This window comes from Bacillus sp. TSO22, from assembly GCF_020223595.1.
Classification (GTDB): Bacteria; Bacillota; Bacilli; order Bacillales; family Bacillaceae; genus Bacillus; species Bacillus inaquosorum.
In genome coordinates, this window is sequence record NZ_JAHAWO010000001.1 from 472,966 (window position 1) to 499,793 (window position 26,828).

The following is a 26,828-nucleotide window of genomic DNA, read 5'->3' on the forward strand; positions in this document are numbered from 1 at the left end:
TTCTAAATCTAACTAAACTCCAAATTGTTTCAAATGATGGTCAAGGTGCTTGTATATCCCTTTTCCCCATTGCTCAGAAGTCAGTTTACCGAAAAAAGGATGTGGATGAGTCGTACACTTCTCTGGACCATTATTTTGGAAAGTTATAATTTTTTGTTTCAGTATTTCCTTCTCTGTTTCAAATTCTTTTTCATCTACAATCAAAATGTCAGGAATCGTGGACATATTTTGGGCTAATGGCTTGTCATTATAAAAAATTGGTTTCACAAAGTTTCCTATTAATATTCCTAACCAACCTCTCGCTGGAAAAGAAAGTCCCATTGCAATGTCTTGAAAGGATGAGCAATGTGCTAACATTTGGGAAACATCCATTTTACCCCATTGGGGCTTGGAAATTGGGCTTAATTTGTCAATACGATTTAAAATTTCCTCTAAATGCAATTGATTAAAAATATTTTTCATTTATGCATCTCCCCCTATTCTACACCTGCTAATAAAATGATACCTAGTGTACCCAGCAAGCCCAAAATGAAATTTCGTACTGGAAAACCTTTTCCTCTTACTCATATGTATAATATATCCTAAAATTTCTGCCGATGTAATCACCTTGTTAAGTTAAACTTTTGAACCTTTTATCTGTCTGTGAAAATTTAAGAGACATAAGAGAGGGAAATGGAAATTCTGAGAGGATTTACCATGTGAGGACCTAATGAGTGTAGTGAAAAACCGTTAGCTTTTTTACTGCTTTTTTATACTCATTGAAAATCACTTTATTAGGACAAACAGTTATTACATAGCATTACCCAAGGGGTGATGCATTTTATGAAGGTGATAATCATCGAGGGACCGCAAGCTGACAAATGCATTAACGATTGCTATCATTATTTAATAAAACTTTATAGGAAGGAGATCCAGGGTGATAGCAAATATATGTAAGGGTATCGACCGAGGAACAAACGATCAAGGGATCGAGCATCGACAGCCAGCTCGAGGCCTCTAAGGATGTGCTGAAGTATGCCGATGAAGGATTTTCTGGAGAGCTTTTGGAACGTCCGGCTTTGAATCGCTTAAGGAAGGATTCAAAATTGCCGCAGTTCGAGTTGGTGCATAAAGAGGAAGAGTGTCAAAACTCTTCCTCTTTTATTTGGATTGCAAAAATATCTAATTTATTTTTTAGCAAATCCCTGTTTATTTAAATACTCAAGCATGAAGGGGAGTTTGCTTCTTTCGAGATGGTCCTCAATATGATCTTTCCATCCCTTTACTTTTTTCACTGTGAAAGGCGCTTTAACAGGACGATCTCGGTAGTACTCACGCATCCGTTGATCATAGGTTGCTAATTTTTCATTATCTAGTGGTTGATACTGATTATCAAACATGACCATTGATTGAGGCAAGCGTGGTTTTAGTCCAGGTTTCTCTTCAGCAGGATGACCTATGCATAGCCCTACTAAAGGAACCACATGTTTTGGTAAATGTAATACCTCAGTTAATTCTGTAATATTAAGTCTTATTCCGCCAATATATACACCACCGAGTCCCATTGATTCGGCTGCAGTCAAAGCATTTTGAGCCATTAGCCCAGCATCAAATGTACCTATTAAAAGGTATTCAATATACTCAAGATCTACATCGGGAGCGATTTGATGATTTCGGTTAAAATCTGCACAAAAAATCCAAAACTCTGCTGCCTCTTCAATATAAGGCTGGTTCGCAGAAAGCTCCATCACTTTTTTTCGAAGATCTGGATTTGTAATTCTAATGATAGAAACGGCCTGAAGAAGGCTGAAAGATGAAGTTTGATTAGCTGCCTTAAAGATTGCTTCTCGTTGCTCCTCTGTCAGTGGTTGATTTGTAAAAGAACGTATGGATGCATGATTACTAAGTAATTCAATTGTAGTATTCATATATTGATATTCTTCCTTTCTTTCTTAAAAATTAGATTCAAGGCTAATTTGTCATACTTATTTGAAAACTAAGTATGGCTTGCATAGATTATAATAAAATCATTACTCATAATTTATGAAGAGGGCAATTTAAATGTCCGTAGTACATTTTTTTGTACTTAATAGCAAAAAACAGGTAAAAAGATGGCAAGATTTTATTAAGACGGATTTGAAAAAGAATGTAAATGGAACAAACAAAAGAGTATTAAGCCGGCTAATGTCCTAAAAAAAGGAAGCTGTTGTTGTGTTATCCTGCTTAGTTAGTAAAAAAAAGCTGCCACATTCGACAGCTTCTGATCTTTTAACTCTTGCCCCGTTACTTTAATACATTTCTTCACAAACTCTTATCATATAATTAGTCTACCTGCTCCCCAAACTTCTTCCCGAACTCTTCCATCAAATCAATTATAGGAATGAATTCTTTCCCTTTTGAGGTTAGTGAATACTCTACACGTGGAGGTACCTCAGGAAAAACCTCTCGCTTAATTAATCCATCTGTTTCTAGTTCTCTCAACTGTTTTGTAAGAGAACCTTGTGAAATGTCCCATAAAAAAGCTTTAATTTCGCTATAACGACGTTCTTTTGTTTTTAAAAACCAAAGAATAATATACTTCCAGCGTCCTGAAAGCATATTTTGGGCATAGGCAATTCCATATACTTCTCTATGTTCCTTTATGCACTCTTTGTCAAATCCATCCTTACATATTCTAGACACCTTTTCACCTGCTTTCTACTGTTAAGTACAAAAAAATGTACTACGGCAATTATAATTGCCCGCTTTAAAAAGATGAGAAATGGTTTTATTCTAGTATATGTAAAAGAAATATTCAATACTCAATTCGTTTTTCATATCTAATGATTATAGGGTTACGATTTGGTAAACACATAATTGTGTAACTTTATGCAGAATTATTCTTATATACAAATTCTTTAGGAGGAAAAATAGTGAAATTCGGAATTATAGGTGCAGGAACAATTGGGTCAATTATTTCTAAAAAATTAGTTGAGAATGGGCATGATGTCAAAATTGCAGATGCAAGGGGAATTGAATATGTAGAAGGAAAAGAGCTTGCTGGAACACCTGTGCGCGTAGAGGATGCAATTAAAAATATTGATGTTCTTATAATATCTCTTCCTACAAAAGCAATGCCAAGCATTCGGAACATCATCGATCAAGTCGGAGAGGAAGTAATCATTGTAGATACTTCAAATTATTATCCTTTTAGAGACGACAAAATTGAAGAAATCGAGAACGGGATGGTTGAAAGTGTTTGGGTTTCAAATCAATTAGGCAGACCTGTCATTAAAGCGTTCAACAACTTATTAGCCTATACTTTAGAAAATGAAGGAACATCCGCAGATTCTAGTGAACGAATCGCGATGGCAGTTTCCGGTAATGACGCATCGCAAAAACAAGTAGTTATGAACGTAGTATCCGAGTTAGGCTTCGATGCAGTAGACAGTGGTTCTTTAAGTGACTCTTGGAGACAGCAGCCAGGAACTCCTGCTTATTGCACAGAGCTAACAAAAGATGAACTCACGAAAGCGTTGAAAAAGGCGAATAAAGAAAAAGCACCATTACTACGCGACAAAGTGATGGAAATATTTGCAGAGAAAAAGGATGTTGAATTTTTACACGAGGATGTTGTGAATCTAAACAGAGAAATATACAATTCATAAAAACAAGCTATCAAAGGAAGAAATTAAAAATTAATCATATAAAAGATGAAAGGTTAGACGTTTATTGTTTTGGCTCAACATTTTTTACCATAATTGATATAAACGTATAGAATTGATGACAAATGAGTAAAAAGAGTGTAATGAAAACAAGCTTTCATAACCAGTGATAAGGATTTACTATGTTGAGGGACTCGGTTTAGATGAAGATACCAAATCATATTGGTATCTTTTTTGTTTTTGCTTCAGAGATTATTAAATCTTCTTTGATTATTTTAAAGTTTTGCCTTAAGACTTAAAATACATAACATATGAATAAGTTCTAAATTCTTTACCGATCGTTCTCAAATTTGATATACTTGAGACAGGTTAGATCTAACTGTTTTGCTACTCAAATGAGAATGATCATTCTTTAATGATTTAAGAATGAGGGAGGGATGAATGCATCAATGATTCTCAGTCCTTTCTCAGTATAAAGAGGTAATACGTTCTAAGGTGGGATTACATGGCTAGAAATAAAGAATTTGATGAAAAAAAAGCATTAAGAAAAGCAATGGAGCTTTTCTGGGAACAGGGTTATGAAAAAACATCCATGCAAGACTTGGTGGACCGTATGGGCGTTCACCGCAGAAGTATCTATGATACATTTGGCGACAAACATACTTTATTTATGCGAGCCTTATGTCACTATGTAGAAATAATGGAAGTAAGAATGAAGAATGAAGTGAAAACAGAATTAACGGTTAAGCAGGCTATACGAAAATTATTTGAAATGGTTATTTACCCAAAAGAAAATCATCCAAAAGGATGTTTAGCTGTTAATGCAGCTGTTGAATTATCCCTAATAGATGAAGAAGTAGCTAAGAAAATTACAGAGATTTTTATAAATGCGGAAGCATTATTATTTGATCTGCTAAAACATGGTCAAGAACAAGGAGAAATTCCTAAACACTATGACATCAAAGGGCTTTCTCAATTTATTCATAATTCACTCGTAGGGATACGAGTATTAGCAAAAACGACAAATGATAAGGGAAAATTAGAAAACATTATTGATTTGACTTTGTCGACACTAGACTGAATCTATTTTGTTATACGGGTTAACTAATTAAAAAAATTTGTTTTCGAGGAGAGAATAATATGAAGTACACAGTTATTACAGGAGCAAGCTCAGGTATAGGATATGAGGCAGCATTAGCGTTTGCTGCTCGCGGCAAAAACTTAATTATTGTAGCTAGAAGATTAGATAAATTAGAAGAGCTTAAATCAACAATTCAGAATATTCATCCTGATTTGGATGTTATTATTCGTACAAGTGACTTATCTATCACAGCTCAGGCATATACACTGTATGACAATTTAAAGGAATATCAAATTGAGACTTGGATTAATAATGCCGGGCTTGGTGAATCTTCTTCTGTCACGGATCAGAATTTAGATAAAGTGGAAACCATGTTACGTGTCAACGTAGAATCCTTAACGATTCTTTCTACACTATTTGTACGTGATTATTCGGATGTAGAGGGAACTCAGTTAATTAACGTATCATCAGCACTCGGATATGCAATTGCTGTTGGCAGTATTACTTATTCTGCATCTAAATACTTTGTTAGTGCATTTACAGAAGGGCTTGCAAAAGAACTGGAACGCAAAGGTGCGAAAATGAAGGTGAAAGTTTTAGGACCAGCAATCACGGAAACAGAATTCATGAAAAATGCATCTGATACGAAAGAATTTGATTACAAAGCAAATATCCCGATGTACCACACAGTTGAGCAAGTGGCGAGTTTTATGATGAAGCTTTATGATAGTAATCAAGTAGTAGGAATTGTAGACGAAAACTATGAATTTCAATTAATAGATCAAATCTATCCGATTCTAGAGATGTAATATTTCAAGTTATTAAACCTATATAACGATGCTCTATATCACTAACATTAGGAAGATGAAAAACATTTATTTACAGTATCGGTTCTGAAAAATTTAATCATTTGAGAATGATCGTTCTAAAAATCACTAATGTTTAGGTGGCCGGTTAATCATAAAATAGGAAGTCAGACTTCGCTTAAAGTAAGATTCCCCTCCACCTAAACGATTATATAAAAAGGTAAAAACCTAATAAATGTAATATGATAGAGGATGCTGATAAAAAAATGAAAACACTCATGAAAGCAGCTCAGATCACCAAGTACTCTAAAGATCTCTATGCCCAAATCAATGACATTCCAATTCCTGAAATCGATGACAACGAAGTCTTGGTAAAGGTCAAAGCTGCGGCGGTCAATCCACTCGAAATGTTAATTATTGCAGGCAGCGTCAAACTGATTCAAGATTATGAATTCCCATTAACGCTTGGTAATGAATTGACAGGTGTTATCGAAAAAGTCGGAAAAAATGTGACAGAATTTCATGTAGGAGATGCCATCTATACACGTCTCCCTCTAGAAAATATTGGTGCTTTTGCGAAATATGCCGCAATTGACGCTGCCGCAGTTGCACCCATGCCAAAAAATTTGTCCTACGTGGAAGCCGCTGCTGCACCACTGGCTGGACTCACAGCGTATCAAGGTCTGCATGAAGAACTTGAGGCACAGTCAGGTAAATCTGTTTTCATTCCAGGTGGATCAGGCAGTTTTGGTCAAATGGCTGTACCAATCGCAAAGGCAATGGACCTAAATGTCATTGTTAGCGGTAGCTCAGAAGCGCGCGAACGCATTTTGGAAATGGGTGCAGATCAATATTTGGATTATTCAACAGAAAACTATGTTGACTTGTTGTTGAATGTGGATTACGTGATTGATACACTGGGACCTAAAGAATTTGACAGTGAATTGAGTATTATCAAACCGGGGGGAAGATTGCTCTCCCTCCGTACAGGACCAAATAAACGCTTTGGAAAGGACCGAAATTTTCCATTGTGGAAACAAATGCTATTTTCCCTTGCTGGCGCAAAGTATGACCGCAAAGCCAAGAAACAAAACGTGGAATACCATTTTATCTTCGTTCGTTCTGACGGCGCACAACTTAAAGAAATTACAAAAATCATTGAAGAAAACAACATTGTTCCAGCAATTCATCCAACACTATTTACCATAGACAACGTAAATGAAGCGCTAAAACTAGTCGCAAATGGGCGATCAAAAGGGAAAGTGATTATTAAATTTTAAGGGGAATATGAAGAAAGCAGTCAAAAAGTTGAGATCATTTATGTAAAGGATTTTGAAAGGCAATAATAAAGTTACAAACCGCGAGATCTGCTATTAAGAAATGGAAAAGATAAAGAGCTAGGTCAGATCATAGAAAAACTTCAGCAAGCCGGAGTCCTGTAGCAGTAATGATAAAACATGGAGAACTAGACATTTCAATTGTTTCTTATAGAAAATGTTGGAATGAAATTGAGACAGGTGCTTTCTCTAACAGACATGTCACTAGTGGCATGTTATTTACCTAGTTATAAAAGAAAACTCTTTATTGGGGACTTAGGCATTAGTAAATGTCAATAAAAACCGATGGTTTTAACTATCGGTTTTTTTTAGTGCATTTTTCACACTCATTGAAAATGATCTCATTAGGACAAACACTTATTACATAGCATTACCAAGGGGTGATGCATTTTATGAAGGTAATCATCATCGAGGGACCGCAAGCTGAAAAATGCATTAACGATTGCTATCATTATTTAATAAAACTTTATAGAAAGGAGATCCAGGGATCGAGCATCGACAGCCAGATCGAGGCCTGTATAAATAGGTGTGTTGAAGCATGCTATGAAGGGGTTTCTAGTGCGAGCTTTTATAACGTCCGGCTTTGGATTGCTTGAGAGAGGATGCAAGTAAAGGGCTTATAAGTAAAGTCATCTGTTTCTCGGAGAGCTTATCGGCGATGACAAAAAATGATTTTCATAACTCTTTCATATATTCTTTCTCTATTTTTTTTAAAAAGAAACTTTAATGAAATAGAGAAAGCCGGAATGTTAGATCCGGCCTCTGCCTGAAATAGGTAAAGCCATTAGCCAAGTAACATTTTTGTTACTAAATTCAAGTAGTTCTAAATCTTCCTCCCATAAAAATGGGGGAACGAACATAACATGTTTCATATCGGTTTCTTCTTTATTTGAGTTACTTTTAATCGAATTGGCATTAGCGAAATGTGAGTGTTTTTCAGTCTTTAGAGGTTAAAATTAATTAATAGCTCAAAGAAATTAGCTTTCACACTTGACTATATACCTATAAGGGTATATTATTGCGTTATGAATAACAAGGGATTAATAAGGTGGTGTGGTTAGTATCAATTATTTAGTTGTTGCATTTCTGCTTATTTTTGTTATTATCCATGCAACGTATAGACGTTATTATCCTATAACCGGAATCTCTTGTACCCATAAAGATAAATTAGAGACCATGGACATAACAATATTAGATATTCGCCATTATAACGATGTACCCAATTTTTCGGATGGTATTATTTTAAACATCCCATATGCGTATCTAAAACGTTTTTATTTAGAGATTCCACGTGATAAAATACACATAATAGCCCATGATAGGGTGGAATTAAATTTAGGAGTGCGTTTTCTGAAGAGCAAAGGTATCCATGTAAATAGTTATGAATTGGCAACATGTAAATGTAAAAATAAATTATAGAAAGGATTTCATCGATATATGGAGTATGATCAAAAGATTAAAAACCGCTTACGCCGAATAGAAGGACAAATTAAAGGTGTATTGACTATGATGGAACAAGGAAAAGATTGTAGAGAGGTTGTGACCCAACTAGCAGCTTCACGTAATGCTATCGATCGAGCAATGGGTTTAATTGTGAGCACAAACCTTGAACATTGTGTTCGTGAAAGTTTAGAAAAGGGCGAAGACACACAAAACTTAGTAAAAGAAGCAGTCGACTTATTGGTAAAGAGTCGATAAAAAATTCATCAACCTATATTTAAGGTTGACGAATTTTTATATGTGTTATATTATACCCCTGCCGGTATTTAATGAGTTGAATAATAGCAGATCTTTCGAAAAAATTTTTTGATCTCGATATACCCCCATGGGTAATTGGTTAGGAGAATAAACATGACAGAACAAACAAAACGCACAACAATTGTTTTATTTAGCGGGGATTATGATAAAGCAATGGCAGCCTATATTATTGCAAATGGTGCTGCTGCCTACGATCATGAAGTGACGATTTTCCACACTTTTTGGGGATTAAACGCTTTGCGTAAAGAAGAACCTGTTCCAGTGAAAAAAGGGTTTCTTGAAAAAATGTTTGGTAAAATGATGCCTCGCGGTGCTGATAAGATGGGTTTATCTAAAATGAACTTTGCAGGTATGGGTCCTAAAATGATTAAAAATGTGATGAAAAAGCATAATTCACTGACATTGCCTCAGTTAATTGAGACGGCTCAAGAACAGGATGTAAAGCTTGTAGCTTGTACGATGACAATGGATCTTCTTGGTTTACAGGAAAAAGAACTATTAGATGATATCGACTATGCTGGAGTAGCAGCTTATTTGGCAGATGCTGAAGAAGGCAGTGTCAACTTATTTATCTAACGTTACCCATTGCAAATTCAATAAATGAAAGGGGGGGGACACTATGGACAGTGGCGTACTTATCAATACCTTACTTATTTTATTTTTACTTTGGATTGTATTTCGACGTTTTTTACCAGTGCAAGGTGTTAAACAAATAACAACTGCTGATTTAAAGTCAGAGCTTAAAAATAAAGGCAAACAGTTTATCGATGTACGAACACCTCATGAATTTCGTACAAGACATATTCAAGGGTTTAAAAACATTCCCTTGTCAAATCTGCTTCGTCAAACCAATCAACTTTCGAAAGATAAAGAAGTTTTTATTATTTGTCAAAGTGGAATGAGAAGTCTAAAGGCGAGCAAGGTATTGAAAAAACAAGGATTTAAAAATATCACAAATATTAAAGGTGGTATGAATACATGGTCATAAAACCTTAGATAGTATTTTTTTTGTATATTTATATACCCCCACCCCTATTTAAAAAGGAGGAAAAAAATGGTGAAGGCAAATATTGTGTTAGACGCTAAAGGTTTGACGTGTCCAATGCCCATTGTAAAAACGAAGAAGAAAATTAAGGATTTAAAAGCTGGTGAGATACTAGAAATTGAAGCAACAGATAAAGGCTCTACGGCAGATTTGCAAGCATGGGCAAATAGCACAGGTCATGAATATCTAGGTACTGAAACAGAGGGAGAAATACTTCATCATTTTCTTCGTAAAGGAGGAGAACATTCATCAGAAAGCACACCTTCTATTCCTGAGGTTTCACTAGAAGCTTTCAAACAGAAAGTTGAAAGTGAGGAGTCTCTTAACATTTTAGATGTCCGGGAGTTAGATGAGTATGAAGAAGCTCATATCCCGGGAGTTGTGCATATCCCTCTTGGGGAAGTGGAAAAGCGCTCTAACGAGTTAAACAAAGATGATGAAATTTATATCATTTGCCATTCTGGAAGAAGAAGTGAAATGGCAGCCCAAACGATGAAAAAACAAGGTTTTAAAAAGGTTATTAATGTTGTCCCTGGTATGCGTGATTGGACAGGTAAAACAGAATAAATAAGAAAAGGGTGATAACAAATGAGTACAAGAGTAGCAATTATTGCGGCAAATGGTGGTCTATTTGATGCCTATAAAGTTTTTAATATTGCGACTGCCGCAGCAGCAAGTGATCAAGAAGTATCTATCTTCTTTACATTCGAGGGATTAAATCTGATTCATAAGCAAGCACATCAAGAATTAGAAATGCCGAAAGGAAAAGAACACTTTGCGGAAGGATTTAAGAAAGCAAGCGTGCCGTCTATTCCTGAACTGATTGAAATGGCACAAGAAATGGGAGTTACATTTATTGGTTGTCAAATGACGATGGACGTTATGGGTTTAACAAAAGATGATTTTGTAGAAGGAATTGAAGTAGGCGGGGCTGTTACCTTTTTAGATTTTGCTAAAGATGCTGATGTATCCTTAACATTTTAGTCTCGTTAAAAATAGATTCGATATAGGAGGTATTTAAACATGACCGTAAAGGCACTGACCCCAAAAGAAGTGACAAAAAAAATCTTTAACAAAGAACCTTTATTTATTTTGGATGTGCGTAATGAAAATGATTTTAGTGATTGGAAGATTGAAGGGCATGACTTTGACCATTTGAATGTTCCTTATTTCGATCTTTTAGATGGAGTAGAAGATATATTGGAGAAAATTCCTTCTGATAAAGAAGTGCTAGTCGTTTGCGCAAAAGAAGGTTCATCCGTAATGGTATCCGAGATGCTTTCAGAAGCAGGTCTTTCTGTATCCTATCTTAAAGGCGGAATGAAAGCATGGAGTGAACATTTAGAGCCGGTAAAAGTCGGAGATTTAAAAGATGGTGGTGAAATTTATCAGTTTGTTCGAATTGGGAAAGGTTGCCTATCATACATGATATTCTCCAATGGAGAAGCAGCCATAGTAGACGCTACGCGTATGGCAGAAGTGTTTATAGATTTTGCAAAGGAGAAAGGTGTAACGATTACTCACGTATTTGATACACATCTTCACGCAGACCATATTTCAGGTGGGAGAGTAATTGCCGAAAAAACAAAAGCAACCTACTGGTTACCGCCTAAAGATGCTGAAGAAGTGGTATTCGATTATCAGCCGTTGGAAGAAGGAAATGATATTATCATTGGAAATATAAAGATTAGAATTCAACCGATTTATTCTCCAGGGCATACCATTGGCTCCACTTCTTTCATTGTCGATGATCAGTATCTTCTTTCAGGTGATATCTTATTTATCGATTCAATCGGCAGACCGGATTTAGCCGGTATGGCAGGAGATTGGGTAGGAGATTTAAGAAAAACTCTTTATAGCCGTTACAACGCGTTATCAAAGGATTTAATTGTATTACCGGCACACTTTATGATCATTGATGAGCTAAATGATGATGGAAGTGTTGGTAAAAAACTAAGTACATTATTTGCCGAGAACCATGGTTTGAACATTGCTGATGAAGCAGAATTTAGGCACTTAGTGACAGGTAATTTACCTCCACAACCCAATGCATATCAAGAGATTCGCGAAACAAATATGGGGAAAATCAACCCAGATGAAGAAAAACAGCGTGAAATGGAGATTGGGCCAAATCGTTGTGCAATTCGATAAAAGATGATTATTACCAAACAGAGGAGAGATGAACATGAAATCAGATAAAGTATTAGATGCTAAAGGGCTGGCATGTCCAATGCCAATCGTCAAAACAAAGAAAGCTATGAATGAAATAGAATCAGGTCAAATATTAGAAGTGCATGCAACCGATAAAGGATTCAAAAGTGACCTAGCGGCTTGGTCTAAATCAGGTGGGCATGACATCTTAGAGCAAGCTCAAGAAGGAGATGTACTGAAATTCTGGATTGAAAAAGGCTAATGAATGTGAAAGGGTATCGAATAAAAAGATACCCTTTTCCTTTGAAAAGGAGGAAAACCAAATTGGATATTGCCTTTATCACAACTCTTTTCATTATAGGGTTTATTGGTGCCTTTCTTTCCGGATTGATTGGTATTGGCGGTTCAGTAATTAATTATCCAATGTTATTGTACATTCCTTCTTTAGTAGGGGTGATGTCATTAACTGCCCATGAAGTTTCAGGGATAGGGGCTATTCAAGTTTTCTTTGCGACACTTGGCGGTGTTTGGGCTTATCGTAAGAGTGGTCTTTTAAATAAAGCATTAATTATTTACATGGGAAGCAGCATCCTTTTAGGGAGTGTATTGGGGAGTTATTTTTCTCATCACTTATCTGAAAAAGGAATTAACTTTATATACGGAATTCTGGCTATTATAGCTGTTATTCTAATGTTTATACCTAAAAAAGGACAAGCACATAGAGACGGCAAAGAAGTGATATTTAATAAATGGTTGGCTTCGTCCCTAGCGTTTATCATTGGTGGCCTATCAGGTATTTTAGGAGCTGGCGGCGCCTTTATCCTAGTCCCCATTATGTTATCGATTTTAAATATTCCTGTTAGAATCACCGTCGCTTCATCTCTTGCGATTACACTTCTTTCATCTATTGGAGCAACAGTTGGAAAGGTGATTACAGGTCAGGTACTTTTTTTACCTTCTTTGATTCTTATTATCTCAAGTTTAATCGCTTCGCCTCTAGGAGCAAAACTGGGACAAAAAGTAAATGAAAAAATCCTGCGGTGGATCTTAGCTTTACTGATTTTGGTGACGGCTGTTAAAATTTGGTTGGATATTCTGTAACAGATCACTTTCTTACGTATGATTAAAAGAAAGACCAACAGAGTGTTTCAAATGTTGGCCTTTCTTTTTTATGTTAAGACATTTACATAATGTTCAATAAATGTTTGTACAGGATGAAATTCTTTTTGATAATGGATGACTCGTACCAATCTATATGATAGCCCATAAAAAGTATTTGAATTAGTATTGTCTACTGTCGATTAGCATTTTTATACACGGATAGTGAAGAATTTGAGTATTTTAAAAGAAGGATAAAGCTACGAGGAATACGAACTCACATAACTCGACTTCTAAAGTTGCTCCATTCTTTATTCAAACAACTCATCCACAACATGTTTTAAAATCTCGTAAGACTGAATTTCCTTGCTCAATTCGTAAATATTAGATAATACAATTAATTCATCTACTTGATACATTTGTTGGAATTCAATTAGTTCGCGACGAATTGTTTCTGAATCACCCATGATTGTATACCCCAGTCGACTATGGAGAATTTCTAATTCAAACTGTGATAACGATTCTAGGAAGTTTTCAGTGGGTGGAATAAGCTTACTTAAATTATTTGTGTAAATATCAATATACACCTGCAAATGACTTGCAGAAATAAAAGATGCCTCTTCCATAGATTCTGCTGCAATCACATTAATACAAGCAATCACATAAGGCTCTTGTAAATAAGAAGACGGTTGGAAATTTTCTCGATAAATAGCGAGCGCTTCTTCCATCGCATGAGGTGAAAATTGAGCGCCAAATGCATAGGGTAAACCAAGCTTTGCAGCAATTTTCGCTGAATCCGTTGAGGATCCTAACACAAATACAGGCACATGCGTTCCAATACCTGGATAAGCGCGAACCTCTCTCTGCACACTCTTATCCCCAACAAAACGCAAAATATCATTTACTTCTCTTTCAAAGAAAAACACTCCATTATGGTTGGAACGACGAATCACATCGGCCGTTTTTTGATCCGTTCCCGGTGCGCGTCCTAATGCCAAATCTACACGATTTGGATATAATGTTTCAAGTGTTCCAAATTGCTCCGCTACGACTAATGGGGAATGATTTGGCAACATAATACCCCCTGAACCTACGCGAATGTCCTTTGTATTTGCTAATATATGTTGTACAATTGATACGGTTGCTGCACTTGCATAAGCGTCGTGATTATGATGCTCTGCAAACCAAATCCGTTTATAGCCCATATTATCTACAGCTTTAGCCAATGAAACTGCAGAATCAATCCCTTGTTTCATTGTTTCTCCTTGTCTTAATGGAGCAACTGATAAAACAGATATATCAAATTTTTTCATAATTTCACCTCTAAAAATAATGAACTTATACAAAATCAATGGAAAAACCATTTTAAATAAATGTCTCATATTAAATGGTGTACATTCCTCTTTTGTTTTGTATGCAAATAAATATATACTTTCTCAATCGATCAATACATAGGGAAAATAAAGTTATTTCACAATTTCACTTTATTTTTAAAGTTTTAAGCATACATAAAAAATTGCACAGCGAACAGACTATGTAAAATACATCTTATTTTTTCAGAAAGGATACTAGAAAATGATTGATGAAATAGATAAAAAAATACTTGATGAGCTGTCTAAAAATAGTCGCCTTACAATGAAAAAATTAGGGGAAAAAGTACATCTCACTGCACCAGCAACCGCATCAAGAGTAGTAAAGTTATTAGACAATGGCATAATAAAAGGATGTAGTATTGAAGTGAATCAAGTGAAATTAGGCTTCTCTATACATGCTTTTCTTAATATTTATATCGAAAAAATCCATCATCAACCCTATTTAGCTTTTATAGAAACACAAGGTAACTATGTAATAAACAATTATAAAGTTAGTGGAGACGGTTGTTATTTGCTTGAATGTAAATTTCCTTCAAACGAGGTATTAGATCAATTTTTAAATGACTTAAACAAACATGCAAACTATAAAGTGTCGATTGTTATTGGTAAATAGTTAACTTTATAAAACGGAGATGTGTGGTCATATAACATGATATATATCTGCTCTAAAAAAGCCCTAGTTTGGATATGAAATTTACCAAGCTAGAGCTTTTTTTATACATGATTTAACACTTATACATTATGATAACAAGCACATTATTCATCAGACATTAATGACGTATTATAATGATTTTTTACTTCCTTAATAGACAAATAAAGCTGATAGTTTCCATATTTCAATAAATCATTCAAAAGGTGATTTAAAACTTCTTGTGAATGAACCTTTACCTTCAGAAGATAACATGCGTCTCCTGAAATACGATGTGCTTCGCTAATTTCATTACGAGTAGCAATAAATTTCAATAAATCATTATGCTTATATGCATTCATGAAAAAGATGACAAAGGCTGTAAAAGAAAGCCCCACCCTCAATTCATCAATCACAATCGAATATGCCTTAATGATACCGTTATCCTCCATTTTTTGATGCGATTGCCTACCGCTTGTCCTGTCATATGAATTTTTTCACCGATTTCTTTCCATTGTATCCGAGCATTTTTATTTAATAATTGGAGAATTTGAAAATCAATTGAATCAATTTGCATAGTAACTACTTTCACAGTGAAAAAGTTTTACATAATAGTATTTCATGAGACCATCGAAAATTCAATGGAAATTATATATCCTTATACAGTATAAAAATTTTAAGAGGTGAAAAAAATGACAACAGCTTTATTAGTGATTGATATTCAAAATGATTACTTTCCAAATGGGAAGATGGCTTTAACAAACCCTGAGAAAGCAGCACAAAATGCGGCTAAACTACTTTCACACTTCAGAAACACAGGCGCACCAGTCTTTCATGTACAGCATATCACAGAAGGTAACATGGCTCATTTTTTCCATCCAAATACAGAAGGTGTCGAAATTTATGAGTCAGTACGTCCATTAGAGAAAGAGACAGTTATTGTAAAATATATGCCGAATAGCTTTTTCAATACAGATTTACATGAAAAGCTACAAGAACAAGGGGTTAAAGAATTAGTTGTTTGCGGTATGATGTCCCATATGTGTATTGATGCAACAGTTCGTTCTGCAGTTGAACATGGTTATGTATGCCAAGTGGTAGAAGATGCTTGCGCAACAACAACATTGCAAATTGAAGATAAAATCGTTCCTGCTGAACATGTCCATTACGCATTTATGGCCGCATTAAATGGTGTCTATGCAACAGTGAAAACCACAGAGGCATTTTTAAAATAAAAGAATTTCCTTTGCGAACATAACGTCTTTCTTTTCACAAGAAAGATGATTCAACAACTTAAAAAAGGATGTTCAGAAAAATAACTTCTGGACATCCTTTATTCATTATCTTTATTTTGTTTTTCGGTATCATTATTCCCATCTGATAAAAGATCAAGATGTCCTGTTTTTGATCCATAGTAAGACCATGTACAGGAATTGTTTTTGCCATATAGATATTGATGAAGGTTTACATAAAGCACCTAATTGCTTGATTTACTTTAATGTTAGATCCCTCAATAACTCCATTCTCTTCTAATTTCTCTACTCTAGCTGTAGCTGCTGGCCATGTTAAATGTACTCTCTCCCAGATCTTTCATTGTAATTCGGCTATTATACATAATTTCTCTATGATTTTTTATCTGTTTGATCTATTTGAACGTTAATTCCTTTCGAAAATAAAGTCAAAGAGTTAAAACACTTTTTTTTATCTATGTATTTGAACACTGCTGATATTATACACTTAACTCTGTCGAACTAAGACAAATAAAAAAAAGAAAGTGAGTTGTAAATATGAATATTACACAAATTCGAAATGCAACAATTGTTGTAAAATACGCAAATAAAAAATTTTTAATAGATCCTATGTTAGCAGAGAAAGGTACGTACGCTACTTTCCCTGAAACGATCAGACAAGATCTATTTAATCCTTTGGTGAGTTTGCCAACGTCAATTGATAACATTCTGGATGGCGTAGATGCAGTCATTGTTACTCATCTACACCTAGATCACTTTGATGATGTGGCAAGAAACGTATTGCCGAAAAATATCAAAATGTTTGTTCAAAATGAAGCAGATGCAAAAGAAGTAAAATCAAGTGGTTTCAAAAATGTAGAAGTACTACAACAAGACACAGTTTTTGAAGGGATCCAATTAGTAAAAACAAAAGGTGAACATGGTAGAGGAGAAGAGTTATTAAACTTAATGGGTGAAGTTTGTGGATTAGTATTCAAGCACCCAAGTGAAAAAGTTTTATATGTAGCTGGTGATACAGTTTGGTATGATGCTATCGAAGACGAGATTCATACACATCAACCAGAAATCATTGTTGTTAATGGTGGAGACAATCAAAGATTAGAATTAGGTTCACTCATCATGGGAAAAGAAGACATCTATGAAGTTCACAAGGCTGCTCCTAATGCTAAGATTATATCTGTTCATATGGAAGCTGTTAACCATTGGACACTATCTAGAAAAGAATTAAAAAACTTTAGTAAGGAAAAAGGATTCTCAAGTAATATTTTAGTACCAGAAGATGGCGAGTCTTACACATTTTAATATGAACACCGACAAACAATATTGTCTTGTTCATATTAAAAAATAAGAAATAGAAGAAGCTCATAATATAAAAACTAATCATGAGCTTCTTCTAATGATGAATATAAAGAAATTTTAAATATATCGAAAATCCTAAATATATGGAATAACAAAAATGGAATTTCCAATGATGACAAAAAAACTTGAACAGCAACAGAGATATGTCGTTAGGAGGTAGAGATAATGACAAAAAAAGATACAAATATATCAACACAGCAGCCTGTTTGGTTACAAGGTTATATTGATTCACCAGAAAAACAAAACCAACTTTATAAAAAAACATTAAAAATCTTGATGGTTTCACAAATTTTTGGGGGAGCAGGACTTGGTGCTGGGATAACAGTTGGGGCGCTTCTTGCACAAGATATGATAGGATCGGAAAATGTAGCAGGAATTCCAACTGCCCTCTTTACTTTTGGATCTGCCGTAGCTGCCCTACTTATAGGAGCATCCTCACAACGTTTTGGTCGTAGAGCCGGACTTGCAGGTGGTTTCCTTATAGGTGGATTAGGTGCTATAGGTGTTATAATTGCGGCTTTAATCAACAGCGTTGCCCTATTATTTGTTTCCCTTCTTATTTATGGAGCAGGTATGGCTTCTAATCTTCAAGTTCGGTATGCTGGGACAGACCTTGCAAATGAGAAACAACGGGCAACTGCTGCAAGTATGGCCTTAGTTTCTACTACTTTAGGAGCTGTAGTGGGTCCTAACTTAGTTAATACGATGGGGGAATTTGCAGATTCAATTGGTGTTCCCAATTTAGCTGGTCCGTTTATCATGTCAGGAGCAGCTTTTATAATTGCTGGATTTATTCTCTTAATTTTTCTTCGTCCAGATCCGCTGTTTGTATCAACAGCTATTGCGAATGCTGAGAAAAAAGACGATAAAGTACAGATAGGAGGATGTCTAAAAAATCCTGCTATAAACAAAAAAGGAATAATGGTAGGAGCTGTAATTATGATTTTAGCTCAACTAATCATGACAGCTATTATGACAATGACACCAGTTCACATGGGTCATCACGGTCATGGTTTAAGCGAAGTGGGATTAGTTATAGGGCTCCATATTGCAGCGATGTATCTTCCTTCACCATTGACTGGTTTATTAGTAGATAAGTTTGGTCGCACTACTATGGCTATTGCTTCAGGTGCTACACTTCTTGCCGCTGGATTGGTGGCAGCTATTGCACCGGCAGACTCATTATCATTACTAATCCTAGCACTAGTATTACTAGGGGTAGGTTGGAACTTTGGTTTACTAACGGGAACTGCCCTCATTATAGATTCAACACATCCATCTCTACGTGCAAAAACACAAGGAACATTCGATGTCTTAGTAGCACTATCAGGAGCAGCGGGTGGAGCCTTGTCAGGAATGGTTGTTGCACATTCTAGTTATACAATACTATCAATTTCTGGAGCCGTTTTATCATTGTTACTCATTCCAGTAGTTATTTGGTATTTTAAAGGGATTCAGGAAAAAGCATAAGCTTATATAACTTTCCTATACATTTGAAGAACCTAAGTAGACATTACTCTAAGGTGTCTTGGGTGTTATGTAACTTCAAGGTATAAGCGGAGATGTAACAAAACTTCGACTTAGGTGTAGTCGATTCCATTGTTGTGCTGGATACGGTAATGATGAAAAACGCCTGAGTGATAAATTAGAAGTCTCTTGGACATTATTTTGGAGAGGCACTGTAGATCAATGATTATATAGAAAGGGGTGTTTATATATGAAGAAAACAATTAAAGAACAAAAGTTGGTATTAATTATACTTCTTAGCAATATATTCATTGCATTTCTAGGTATAGGTCTCATCGTCCCCGTTATGCCGTCTTTTATGAATATCATGCATTTATCGGGAAAAACGATGGGCTATCTTGTCGCCGTACTTGCGGTAGCACAACTGCTTATATCACCGCTCGCAGGACGATGGGTTGACCATTATGGCAGAAAGAAAATCATCATAAGCGGTTTGTTTCTTTTTGGTGTTTCAGAACTTATCTTTAGTTTAGGCACGACTGTATCAGTGCTTTATATATCAAGGATTCTAGGGGGGATTAGTGCTGCCTTTATTATGACAGGCGTTACTGCATTTGTTGCAGATATTACATCCGTTCAGGAACGTCCAAAAGCGATAGGCTATATTTCTGCCGCCATTAGTACTGGCTTTATTATCGGACCTGGCATCGGTGGCTTTATTGCAGAATACGGTATACGTATGCCCTTCTTCTTTGCGGCAGGCATTGCCTTTTTAGCATGCATTTCATCCATATTTATTTTAAAAGAGCCGCTAACAAAGGAGCAGATTGCAGAAATTTCTGCAAATACAAAGCAAACAAACTTAATAGGCGATTTCAAAAGATCACTTAATCCACGTTACTTTACTGCCTTTATCATTGTATTTGTACTTGCTTTCGGATTATCAGCATATGAAACAGTTTTCAGCCTATTTTCTGATCATAAATTTGGCTTCACGCCGAAGGAAATTGCAACTATTATTACAATCAGCTCAATCTTCGGAGTTGTTATTCAATTATTTATGTTTGGAAAAATGGTAGATATACTTGGTGAAAAGAAACTAATTCAATTATTGTTAATTATAGGTGCAATATTGGCAGTGGCATCTACTGTAATCTCTAGCTTTTTAGCAGTGCTAGCGGTAACTTGCTTCATCTTCCTCGCATTTGACTTGCTTCGCCCGGCATTGACGACTTTTTTATCAAAAGCTGCCGAGAAAGAGCAAGGATTTGTTGCTGGAATGAACTCAACCTATACGAGCTTAGGTAATATCGGAGGGCCAGCCATGGGTGGAATATTATTTGACGTAAACATCCACTATCCTTATCTTTTCGCTGCTGTCATTATGGTCATTGGCTTCGGTATTACAATTATGTGGAAAGAAAACCGGTTGGGAGAAAGCTTAGCGAAAAACTTGAGATCCTAGTGGGGATAGTAAAAAAAACCGATGATTTAAACCTCGGTTTTTTTATTTGTTTTCATATTCTTTGAAAATGACCTCATTTGGACAAACAGCTGTCACATAGCATTACCCAAGGGGTGATGCATTTTATGAAGGTAATCATCATCGAGGGACCGCAAGCTGACAAATGCATTAACGATGTCTATCATTATTTAATAAAACTTTATAGAAAGGAGATCCAGGGTGATCGCAATATATGTAAGGGTATCAACCGAGGAACAAGCGATCAAGGGATCGAGCATCGACAGCCAGATCGAGGCCTGCATAAATAGGTGTGTTGAAGTATGCTATGAAGGGGTTTCTAGTGCGAGCTTTTATAACGTCCGGCTTTGGATTGCTTGAGAGAGGATGCAAGTAAGCAAGTAAAGGGCTTATAAGCAAAGTCATCTGTTTCTCGGAGAGCTTATTAGCGATGACAAAAAATGATTATCATAACTCTTTCATATATTCTTTCTCTATTTCTTTTAAAAGAAACTTTAATGAAATAGAGAAAGCCGGAATTTTAGATCCGGCCTCTGCTAAATTATTTCCCCTTCGCCTTTTTCCGCTTTTCCTTCTCCGCCCGATAAAACTCATGAAACATCTTCATCAGCGCCCGTTTTTCAATCCGCGATACATAGCTGCGCGAGATACCGAGTTCTTTGGCAATCTCACGCTGCGTTTTTTCCTTCTTCAAATCAAGCCCAAACCGTCCGACAATCACTTCCTTCTCACGGTCATCTAAAATATCAATGTATTGCTTCACTTTTTCAAGCTCCATATTGAGCTGGATCGTATCAATCACGTCTTCATTTTCTGATTTTAGTACATCGATCAGGCTTATTTCATTCCCTTCCTTATCCTGCCCGATCGGATCATGAAGGGAAACGTCTTTTTTTGTTTTTTTCAATGCGCGTAAATGCATGAGAATCTCATTATTAATTACAAAAGGGGGGTGCACAGATTTCCCGTCACTGATTGATTAAATAAATGTTGAGTCAGCTTCCTGTAATAAATGCTCAAACGTTTCTTCGCAAACGAAGGGGATACCTTAAATAACCAAGCTACATTTTCAATTGCATGTGATTGTATGTACGAAAGATTAATATTACGCAACATGAAAGTTGGAATGCAAAAGTGATATGTAAAATAATTAGACTGCCACTCTAAATAATCAGTCCAAGTTGCAGGCATTGTTTTTTTATCGCCTTCATGTCTATATATATGGCAAAATTCATGAGCGAAATCATACCATTGTTCAGTTCGGCTTTTTCGGCTGTCCAAGCATATATTATAAATTCCGCTGTGTTTTAATGCGAAGCTTGTAACAGGTTTAAATGAAAGCCTGATATCTAAAGCCTCGGCAATCCGTTCAAAATTAATTTGTTCAGGCTCTGTAATATCAATCTTCCTGTATAAGCTTTCAATCCAATCCTCTAAATGACTGTTTGTATACCTCAAGATGAAAAACCTCCTTAAAGACGACAATCTAAAAATTGGATCTGTTAAATATTATAGGGAAACCGAGACTATTTTCATAGGAAAATGCGTCTATGTGAGGGGGTATCCTGTTGCATGGATACTTGCAAATGATGGTTTGTTTCTAGGGGATTATCTACAAAAAGTTTATTTAAAGTATGAATTGCAACATAAAAAAGAACCGCGACTGGCGGTTCTTTTGTTTTCAAATTCAAACTGATTTAAGAGCAGATTTTTCTTTCCTTACAAATACCATGATCCCGGGGATGATCATAAGTATAGCTGGTATTAAATAGAGCCAATCAATACATATAAGTCCTCCCCCTGAGACAAATAGTAGAACACTGCTCAACTTTGGCTTAAATAAGACAACAATTGAAGCTGTAAACCCAATACATGAAAGGATCAAAGATACCCATGCCTCAACAAGAAGGTCGCTTGTCATTTCAAAGTATCTAATTAAATGAAAAAATAAATCAAGATAGGCGATAATTAAAGCAAAAATAGATGCTACAACACCCAATAGGCTCCCTGTCAAACTTAAAAAAAACTCAATGGTTCTCTTCACAATAAACGCTCCTTATGTAATCAGGCCACTTCATTTTTATATATGAAAATGTAAAAGAAACATAAATGAAAATATAAATGAGAAAAACAACAAAAACCCTTGCCACGTAAGGGTTTGTATGGGATTCAAAAGTCAATTTATAAATGAGGGTATGATTGAGATATGAATGAGAATCTAAATCTTATTAGTAAACAGAATTAAACATAATAAACAGAAATAAATAATAATAAACTAACTGCGTTTATTTATCTGATTTCCGTCTTTCCTTTAATTGCTCCGTTATAATCTCCAAAGCAGCCTGTAGAATTTCATCAGTTACTTCACCGTCTTTAGCTGCAAGGAATGTTTCAGGATCGTTTAACACTTTTTTTGCATCGTCAGTAATTATAGTGGATGATTTATCTTTTCCTCTTAAAAGGTAGTCTGTAGATACATCAAAAAAGTCGGCTATTTTGATTAATGTTTCGTAATCAGGTTCGCGAGTGCCTTGTTCATAATTAGCAAGTTTTCCTCTTGAAAAGCCTAATCTATCTGCGAGTTCATATTGGCTTAGACCTTTTTCTTTTCTTAAAGCTGCTATCCTTTTACCTAACATATACACTCACTCCTTGTTATTAATTATAACTTGGAAACTAAGCGTTTCTACATTTAGAAACAAAAAGTTTCTAAAAACACTTGACGGACACGTTTTGTGTCCTGTATATTATAAATCGTAAAAGGAAACAAAACGTTTCTAAGGGGGTGTTATGAGTGGAAAGGGAAGTTTTGTTTTCCTTACGTGGAAACACGTCAAGAACAGTTGTTGCTAATGACTTAAACATAACTCCACAGATGCTAGGGGCTATTGAAAGAGGGGATAGAACTCCCTCCTTAAGTCTGGCCAAAAAGATTGCAGACTATTATGGAACAACTGTAGATGAAATTTTTTTTACTCAAAGTAGACACAAAATGTGTCCTAAATATAAGACAAGGACAGATAAGGGGGCTTAATTATGAAAGTCATCTTGAAAAAAGGACCGCTGTTTGAACAGGCAGAGGCCAAAGCTTACAAATACCTCAGTGGCATACTTGTTCAGCGAATGAATGAACATCAAGAAAAATTAGCACAACAAAAGAAAAAGGAATCAGCTTAACTCATTAATAAACAGTATGATCTTTTAACTCAATTTTAAAACGGCAAATCCAATATATCAGGAGGCAAACATATGGAGAACAACCCATACAACATGCGGAATTTACCGCAGATTATGCGTAGTGCCAGAAAGGCAGCAGGTCTTTCCCAATACCAAATCGGAAAGCTAATCGGAGGTAAGGATCAAAGGTATGTTTCAGATGTTGAAAATGGACTTGCCAAGCTTACTCCGGAGTTATGTATTAAATGGTTTGAGAAGTGCGATGCCTATGAACATATTGATCTTGTCCATTACTTATTCAAACTTCACCCAACAGCCGCTGCTCCAATAGATCCGGCACTTAATGAATGTGCAAGTAATGCGGTGATTAATATGGTTCACCAATTGGAGGAAGCACTGCAAGCAACCAAACATTTAGCCCGTTGGCTTACGGATAACCGACCAGGTAAAACAGAGGAGCTGCCGATGGCCGATATTAAGCAGATTTTTGATTTGATTGCGGCTAACAAAACATTGATTTATTCACTTGTTCGTACTCACGGGTTGAAAATGCAGGAGCTTGCAGATAGGTGGACGCGGAAAGCTCTAGTTGATCAAGTTGCTATGGCAAAACAAGAAGGAAGGCAGGCGGTTTCAGTATGAATACTAATCATTTCTTGAAGTCAGATGTTCCTATCGCAAAAAGAAAAATCGAATCAGCAGAAGAGCTATCAATCATGCTGTCAGAGGCATTACGTGATGGTGATTATGAAGAAGCGATTAGTCTTGCTGGAAGCATCAAGGTTCTTACTGAGGATATTAGCCGGCTTGCAAACAAAGGACGTCTTTATGAAACGGCATTGAAAATGCAACAGCAAGGTATCAACTTAACTGTAGTGAGCAGGTGTATAGGATGATGGTTCATTTTGTTCATAAACCGGCAACTGTTCTGGAAGTTCGTAAATGGTGTGCGATGATTCGTAACAATAGTGAATTCCATCTGTTATGGGATAGACGTGCAGACAAATTCAGAGAGGAGAATATGAATGGTCGAAAACCCAATGGTCATAAACAACTGGCACGATAAGCTGACTGAAACGGATGTGCAAATAGACTTTTACGGTGATGAAGTAACACCAGTTGATGATTATGTAATTGATTGCGGCGAAATCATTCTGAAAGAGAACTTGGAAAGATATCTAAGGGAGCAACTTGGTTTTGAGTTTAAAAATGCACAATAGAAAAGCCCACTGGGCAGAGTGAGCTTTTCGGGGTGTTACACAACAAGTATTGTGCCCTCATTATAACAAGTTACAAACAAAATACAATAATCTAGCTTGTAATTAAGAAGAAATTAAGCAGGAGTTAAGAAAGGGAGATTTTTGTTGAAACCAAAGGTTCTTGCTAAGACTTCTGAAATGAGCCGTGATGAATGGCTTATTGAAAGGAGAAAAGGAATTGGTGGCTCAGATGCATCTGTTATCTTGGGGTTAAACAAGTGGAAGACACCTTTTGAATTATGGTTAGACAAAACAGGACAGGTCCCTGTTAGTGAATCGCAAAGTGAAGCTGCTTACTTTGGATCATTGCTTGAAGACATTGTTGCAAAAGAATTTGAAATACGTAGTGGCAAGAAGGTTAGACGTAAAAAAGCAATACTCAGACATCCGGAATATGGTTTCATTTTGGCTAATGTTGATCGAATGATTGTTGGTGAAAAAGCGATCCTTGAGTGTAAAACTACATCCGCCTACAACTTAAAGGAATGGGAAGACGAAGAAATCCCCGAGAGCTATATCGTTCAGGTCCAGCATTATCTGGGTGTGCTTGGACCTGAATATCAGAAAGCTTACTTTGCTGTGTTGATCGGCGGAAACAAATTTGTCTGGAAAGAGATTGAGAGAGACGACGAGTTAATTGACATGATCTTTGAAGCAGAGATTGAGTTCTGGAATGACAAGGTCTTAGGCGGTCAAGCTCCTGCTTTAGATGGTTCAAGTGCTGCGGAGGCATACCTCAAAAAACGATATGTCGAAACGGAAAATAACAAAGCTATTGACTTAACTGCGGCTAATCGAGAACGTATTCAACAATATTTGCAACTTAAAGAGCAGATCTCAGAGCTACAAAGCCAGGCAAAAGAATTAGAGAACCAAATCAAACATGAAATGAAGGAGGCAGAGTATGGGTTTATCGGAAACTATCAAGCTTGTTGGAAGCCAGTTGTCTCAAATCGAGTTGATACGAAAAAACTGAAAGAGCAGTTTCCGGATATTTACGAGAAGGTCAAAAAGGAAACTCATTTCAGACGTTTTGGAATCAAGGAGGTTAGCTGATTATGGCTACTAATCAATCAATTAAAAACAACATCCAAAAAAAACAAAAAAGCGCTCCTGTTCAGCAACAAGGAGCAACCATGAAAGGCTTGCTTTCCTCACCATCCGTTATTAAGCGATTTGAGGAAGTGTTAGGGAAGAGGGCTACACAGTTTACTGCTTCTATACTGAGCCTTTATAACAGTGAGCAGATGCTACAGAAAACAGATCCTATGAGCGTCATTTCATCTGCGATGGTGGCAGCTACACTCGATCTGCCTATAGATAAAAACTTAGGGTATGCCTGGATAGTTCCTTATGGAGGAAAGGCTCAATTCCAGCTAGGATACAAAGGATATATCCAGCTTGCCTTGCGAACAGGCCAATATAAGTCCATCAATTGCATACCGATCCATGAAGGCGAATTGCAGAAGTGGAATCCGCTGACTGAGGAAATTGAAATCGATTTTGAAAAACGAGAATCAGATGCAGTGATTGGTTATGCAGCTTATTTTGAGTTGATAAATGGCTTCCGAAAAACAGTGTACTGGACAAAGGCACAAGTAGAGAAGCACAAAAAGAAATTCAGTAAATCTGATTTTGGATGGAAAAATGATTGGGATGCGATGGCTCTTAAGACTGTATTAAAAGCAGTTTTGAGTAAGTGGGGGATTCTCTCTGTGGAAATGCAAAAAGCCGTTATTGAAGAAGATGAAACAAGGGAACGGATTGACATTACCAATGAAGCAGACAGTTCAGAAATTATCGATTCCGAGCCTTCAGATAAAGAAGAAACAGAAAAAACAACCTCGCAGGAAGCTGATCCTTTTGACGGCAAGCCTGTAGATATAAAAGAAGATGAACTTCCGTTCGATTGAGGTCGGCATCCGTGACATAA

The 26,828-nt window shown here is 36.1% G+C and carries 33 protein-coding genes and 9 pseudogenes; 30 read left to right on the top strand and 12 right to left on the bottom strand.

Features of this window, described 5'->3' with window-relative positions:
• Positions 1-12: 12 nt before the first annotated feature.
• Entirely contained in the window at positions 13-462 is a 450-nt protein-coding gene (locus KHQ79_RS02485) for a DUF1569 domain-containing protein (protein ID WP_003226084.1), read from the bottom strand.
• A gap of 360 nt (positions 463-822) precedes the next feature.
• Between KHQ79_RS02485 and KHQ79_RS22280 the strand changes: the two are divergent.
• Positions 823-1,011 (top strand): annotated as a pseudogene (locus KHQ79_RS22280) (hypothetical protein).
• A pseudogene (locus KHQ79_RS02495) lies at positions 960-1,082 on the top strand (recombinase family protein); the annotation flags it as partial. The pseudogenes KHQ79_RS22280 and KHQ79_RS02495, both read left to right, overlap by 52 nt.
• An 84-nt stretch (positions 1,083-1,166) precedes the next feature.
• On the opposite strand, the gene nfsA reads toward KHQ79_RS02495, so the two are convergent.
• Together nfsA and KHQ79_RS02505 are read right to left on the bottom strand one after the other, a co-directional pair.
• Entirely contained in the window at positions 1,167-1,907 is a 741-nt protein-coding gene (gene nfsA / locus KHQ79_RS02500; protein WP_225514156.1) for an oxygen-insensitive NADPH nitroreductase, read from the bottom strand.
• Between the two features lie 394 nt (positions 1,908-2,301).
• Positions 2,302-2,661 (bottom strand): winged helix-turn-helix transcriptional regulator, encoded by a 360-nt coding sequence (locus KHQ79_RS02505; RefSeq protein WP_133486812.1) that lies wholly within the window; start codon positions 2,659-2,661, stop codon positions 2,302-2,304.
• A 230-nt stretch (positions 2,662-2,891) separates the two neighbouring features.
• Here KHQ79_RS02505 and KHQ79_RS02510 point away from each other — a divergent pair, with 230 nt between their 5' ends.
• The 5 genes and pseudogenes from KHQ79_RS02510 (at position 2,892) to KHQ79_RS02530 (ending at position 7,369) form a co-directional block, all read left to right on the top strand.
• On the top strand, positions 2,892-3,626 hold the full coding sequence (locus KHQ79_RS02510; RefSeq protein ID WP_225514157.1) for an NADPH-dependent F420 reductase: 735 nt from the start codon (positions 2,892-2,894) through the stop codon (positions 3,624-3,626).
• A 502-nt stretch (positions 3,627-4,128) separates the two neighbouring features.
• Entirely contained in the window at positions 4,129-4,704 is a 576-nt protein-coding gene (locus tag KHQ79_RS02515) for a TetR/AcrR family transcriptional regulator (protein WP_003237173.1), read from the top strand.
• 59 nt (positions 4,705-4,763) lie between these two features.
• Positions 4,764-5,513, top strand: coding sequence for an SDR family NAD(P)-dependent oxidoreductase (locus KHQ79_RS02520; protein ID WP_225514158.1), 750 nt, complete (start codon positions 4,764-4,766; stop codon positions 5,511-5,513).
• A gap of 263 nt (positions 5,514-5,776) precedes the next feature.
• A complete protein-coding gene (locus KHQ79_RS02525) occupies positions 5,777-6,790 on the top strand; it encodes an NADP-dependent oxidoreductase (protein WP_032731893.1) in 1,014 nt (337 codons plus the stop codon).
• A gap of 449 nt (positions 6,791-7,239) precedes the next feature.
• Positions 7,240-7,369, top strand: a pseudogene (locus KHQ79_RS02530) (hypothetical protein).
• 114 nt (positions 7,370-7,483) lie between these two features.
• Here KHQ79_RS02530 and KHQ79_RS22360 read toward each other — a convergent pair.
• Both KHQ79_RS22360 and KHQ79_RS02535 read right to left on the bottom strand, forming a co-directional pair.
• Positions 7,484-7,580 (bottom strand): annotated as a pseudogene (locus tag KHQ79_RS22360) (hypothetical protein); the annotation flags it as partial.
• A gap of 34 nt (positions 7,581-7,614) precedes the next feature.
• Positions 7,615-7,731, bottom strand: a pseudogene (locus KHQ79_RS02535) (suppressor of fused domain protein); the annotation flags it as partial.
• Positions 7,732-7,900: 169 nt separating this feature from the next.
• Between KHQ79_RS02535 and KHQ79_RS02540 the strand changes: the two are divergent.
• From KHQ79_RS02540 to KHQ79_RS02580, 9 genes and pseudogenes are all read left to right on the top strand, one after another.
• Positions 7,901-8,266 (top strand): hypothetical protein, encoded by a 366-nt coding sequence (locus KHQ79_RS02540; RefSeq protein WP_019258964.1) that lies wholly within the window; start codon positions 7,901-7,903, stop codon positions 8,264-8,266.
• Between the two features lie 18 nt (positions 8,267-8,284).
• The gene (locus tag KHQ79_RS02545) at positions 8,285-8,545 is read left to right on the top strand and encodes a metal-sensitive transcriptional regulator (RefSeq protein WP_003237170.1); all 261 of its coding nucleotides are present in this window, start codon (positions 8,285-8,287) and stop codon (positions 8,543-8,545) included.
• Positions 8,546-8,698: 153 nt separating this feature from the next.
• Entirely contained in the window at positions 8,699-9,181 is a 483-nt protein-coding gene (locus KHQ79_RS02550) for a DsrE/DsrF/DrsH-like family protein (RefSeq protein WP_019258963.1), read from the top strand.
• A gap of 43 nt (positions 9,182-9,224) precedes the next feature.
• Entirely contained in the window at positions 9,225-9,593 is a 369-nt protein-coding gene (locus tag KHQ79_RS02555; protein WP_003237168.1) for a rhodanese-like domain-containing protein, read from the top strand.
• 66 nt (positions 9,594-9,659) lie between these two features.
• On the top strand, positions 9,660-10,217 hold the full coding sequence (locus KHQ79_RS02560; RefSeq protein ID WP_003237167.1) for a sulfurtransferase TusA family protein: 558 nt from the start codon (positions 9,660-9,662) through the stop codon (positions 10,215-10,217).
• Positions 10,218-10,238: 21 nt separating this feature from the next.
• Positions 10,239-10,634 (top strand): DsrE/DsrF/DrsH-like family protein, encoded by a 396-nt coding sequence (locus KHQ79_RS02565; protein WP_060399074.1) that lies wholly within the window; start codon positions 10,239-10,241, stop codon positions 10,632-10,634.
• Between the two features lie 35 nt (positions 10,635-10,669).
• Positions 10,670-11,801 (top strand): annotated as a pseudogene (locus KHQ79_RS02570) (MBL fold metallo-hydrolase); the annotation flags it as partial.
• Positions 11,802-11,835: 34 nt separating this feature from the next.
• Positions 11,836-12,063, top strand: a complete 228-nt coding sequence (locus KHQ79_RS02575; protein WP_003237159.1) for a sulfurtransferase TusA family protein — start codon at positions 11,836-11,838, stop codon at positions 12,061-12,063.
• Positions 12,064-12,125: 62 nt separating this feature from the next.
• On the top strand, positions 12,126-12,902 hold the full coding sequence (locus KHQ79_RS02580) for a sulfite exporter TauE/SafE family protein (RefSeq protein WP_225514159.1): 777 nt from the start codon (positions 12,126-12,128) through the stop codon (positions 12,900-12,902).
• A 308-nt stretch (positions 12,903-13,210) separates the two neighbouring features.
• Here KHQ79_RS02580 and KHQ79_RS02585 read toward each other — a convergent pair whose 3' ends face one another.
• The gene (locus KHQ79_RS02585; protein WP_032731960.1) at positions 13,211-14,212 is read right to left on the bottom strand and encodes an LLM class flavin-dependent oxidoreductase; all 1,002 of its coding nucleotides are present in this window, start codon (positions 14,210-14,212) and stop codon (positions 13,211-13,213) included.
• Between the two features lie 262 nt (positions 14,213-14,474).
• Between KHQ79_RS02585 and lrpA the strand changes: the two genes are divergently transcribed.
• A complete protein-coding gene (gene lrpA / locus KHQ79_RS02590) occupies positions 14,475-14,885 on the top strand; it encodes a transcriptional regulator LrpA (protein ID WP_003237151.1) in 411 nt (136 codons plus the stop codon).
• 143 nt (positions 14,886-15,028) lie between these two features.
• Here lrpA and KHQ79_RS02595 read toward each other — a convergent pair.
• A pseudogene (locus KHQ79_RS02595) lies at positions 15,029-15,477 on the bottom strand (Lrp/AsnC family transcriptional regulator).
• 115 nt (positions 15,478-15,592) lie between these two features.
• On the opposite strand from KHQ79_RS02595, the gene KHQ79_RS02600 reads away from it, so the two are divergent.
• Positions 15,593-16,135, top strand: coding sequence for a cysteine hydrolase family protein (locus tag KHQ79_RS02600; protein ID WP_148982014.1), 543 nt, complete (start codon positions 15,593-15,595; stop codon positions 16,133-16,135).
• A 229-nt stretch (positions 16,136-16,364) separates the two neighbouring features.
• Here KHQ79_RS02600 and KHQ79_RS22285 read toward each other — a convergent pair whose 3' ends face one another.
• The gene (locus KHQ79_RS22285; protein ID WP_323135013.1) at positions 16,365-16,487 is read right to left on the bottom strand and encodes a winged helix-turn-helix transcriptional regulator; all 123 of its coding nucleotides are present in this window, start codon (positions 16,485-16,487) and stop codon (positions 16,365-16,367) included.
• Between the two features lie 200 nt (positions 16,488-16,687).
• Between KHQ79_RS22285 and KHQ79_RS02605 the strand changes: the two genes are divergently transcribed.
• The 4 genes and pseudogenes from KHQ79_RS02605 (at position 16,688) to KHQ79_RS02620 (ending at position 20,745) form a co-directional block, all read left to right on the top strand.
• A complete protein-coding gene (locus tag KHQ79_RS02605; protein ID WP_225514160.1) occupies positions 16,688-17,452 on the top strand; it encodes an MBL fold metallo-hydrolase in 765 nt (254 codons plus the stop codon).
• Positions 17,453-17,674: 222 nt separating this feature from the next.
• Entirely contained in the window at positions 17,675-18,979 is a 1,305-nt protein-coding gene (locus KHQ79_RS02610) for an MFS transporter (RefSeq protein WP_060399071.1), read from the top strand.
• Between the two features lie 247 nt (positions 18,980-19,226).
• On the top strand, positions 19,227-20,441 hold the full coding sequence (locus tag KHQ79_RS02615) for an MFS transporter (RefSeq protein WP_225514161.1): 1,215 nt from the start codon (positions 19,227-19,229) through the stop codon (positions 20,439-20,441).
• A gap of 125 nt (positions 20,442-20,566) precedes the next feature.
• Positions 20,567-20,745, top strand: a pseudogene (locus tag KHQ79_RS02620) (hypothetical protein).
• Between the two features lie 255 nt (positions 20,746-21,000).
• Here the strand turns inward: KHQ79_RS02620 and KHQ79_RS02630 are convergent.
• From KHQ79_RS02630 to KHQ79_RS02645, 4 genes and pseudogenes are all read right to left on the bottom strand, one after another.
• A pseudogene (locus KHQ79_RS02630) lies at positions 21,001-21,399 on the bottom strand (sigma-70 family RNA polymerase sigma factor); the annotation flags it as partial.
• Positions 21,399-21,917, bottom strand: coding sequence for an ImmA/IrrE family metallo-endopeptidase (locus KHQ79_RS02635; RefSeq protein ID WP_225514162.1), 519 nt, complete (start codon positions 21,915-21,917; stop codon positions 21,399-21,401). The pseudogene KHQ79_RS02630 and the gene KHQ79_RS02635, both read right to left, overlap by 1 nt.
• Positions 21,918-22,146: 229 nt before the next feature.
• Positions 22,147-22,503, bottom strand: coding sequence for a hypothetical protein (locus KHQ79_RS02640; RefSeq protein ID WP_225514163.1), 357 nt, complete (start codon positions 22,501-22,503; stop codon positions 22,147-22,149).
• 241 nt (positions 22,504-22,744) lie between these two features.
• Entirely contained in the window at positions 22,745-23,098 is a 354-nt protein-coding gene (locus tag KHQ79_RS02645) for a helix-turn-helix domain-containing protein (RefSeq protein ID WP_225514164.1), read from the bottom strand.
• Positions 23,099-23,253: 155 nt separating this feature from the next.
• Here KHQ79_RS02645 and KHQ79_RS02650 point away from each other — a divergent pair, with 155 nt between their 5' ends.
• The 8 genes from KHQ79_RS02650 to KHQ79_RS02685 all read left to right on the top strand — a co-directional run bounded on the left by KHQ79_RS02650 (position 23,254) and on the right by KHQ79_RS02685 (position 26,808).
• A complete protein-coding gene (locus tag KHQ79_RS02650; protein WP_032725214.1) occupies positions 23,254-23,493 on the top strand; it encodes a helix-turn-helix transcriptional regulator in 240 nt (79 codons plus the stop codon).
• A 2-nt stretch (positions 23,494-23,495) separates the two neighbouring features.
• Positions 23,496-23,636 carry a hypothetical protein gene (locus KHQ79_RS02655; RefSeq protein WP_032679254.1) on the top strand — a complete coding sequence of 47 codons (141 nt, stop codon included), beginning with the start codon at positions 23,496-23,498 and terminating at the stop codon, positions 23,634-23,636.
• A gap of 72 nt (positions 23,637-23,708) precedes the next feature.
• Positions 23,709-24,278, top strand: coding sequence for a helix-turn-helix domain-containing protein (locus KHQ79_RS02660; protein ID WP_015714341.1), 570 nt, complete (start codon positions 23,709-23,711; stop codon positions 24,276-24,278).
• A complete protein-coding gene (locus KHQ79_RS02665) occupies positions 24,275-24,532 on the top strand; it encodes a YqaH family protein (protein ID WP_015714340.1) in 258 nt (85 codons plus the stop codon). The genes KHQ79_RS02660 and KHQ79_RS02665 overlap by 4 nt, the downstream gene beginning before the upstream one ends.
• Positions 24,529-24,702 (top strand): hypothetical protein, encoded by a 174-nt coding sequence (locus tag KHQ79_RS02670; RefSeq protein ID WP_138921987.1) that lies wholly within the window; start codon positions 24,529-24,531, stop codon positions 24,700-24,702. Before KHQ79_RS02665 ends, KHQ79_RS02670 begins: the two co-directional genes overlap by 4 nt.
• Positions 24,662-24,856 (top strand): YqaI family protein, encoded by a 195-nt coding sequence (locus KHQ79_RS02675; protein WP_019715119.1) that lies wholly within the window; start codon positions 24,662-24,664, stop codon positions 24,854-24,856. Before KHQ79_RS02670 ends, KHQ79_RS02675 begins: the two co-directional genes overlap by 41 nt.
• A 177-nt stretch (positions 24,857-25,033) precedes the next feature.
• A complete protein-coding gene (locus KHQ79_RS02680; protein ID WP_225514264.1) occupies positions 25,034-25,951 on the top strand; it encodes a YqaJ viral recombinase family nuclease in 918 nt (305 codons plus the stop codon).
• A gap of 2 nt (positions 25,952-25,953) precedes the next feature.
• Positions 25,954-26,808: a recombinase RecT gene (locus KHQ79_RS02685; protein ID WP_225514165.1), complete on the top strand. Its 855-nt coding sequence runs from the start codon at positions 25,954-25,956 to the stop codon at positions 26,806-26,808.
• Positions 26,809-26,828 lie beyond the last annotated feature (20 nt).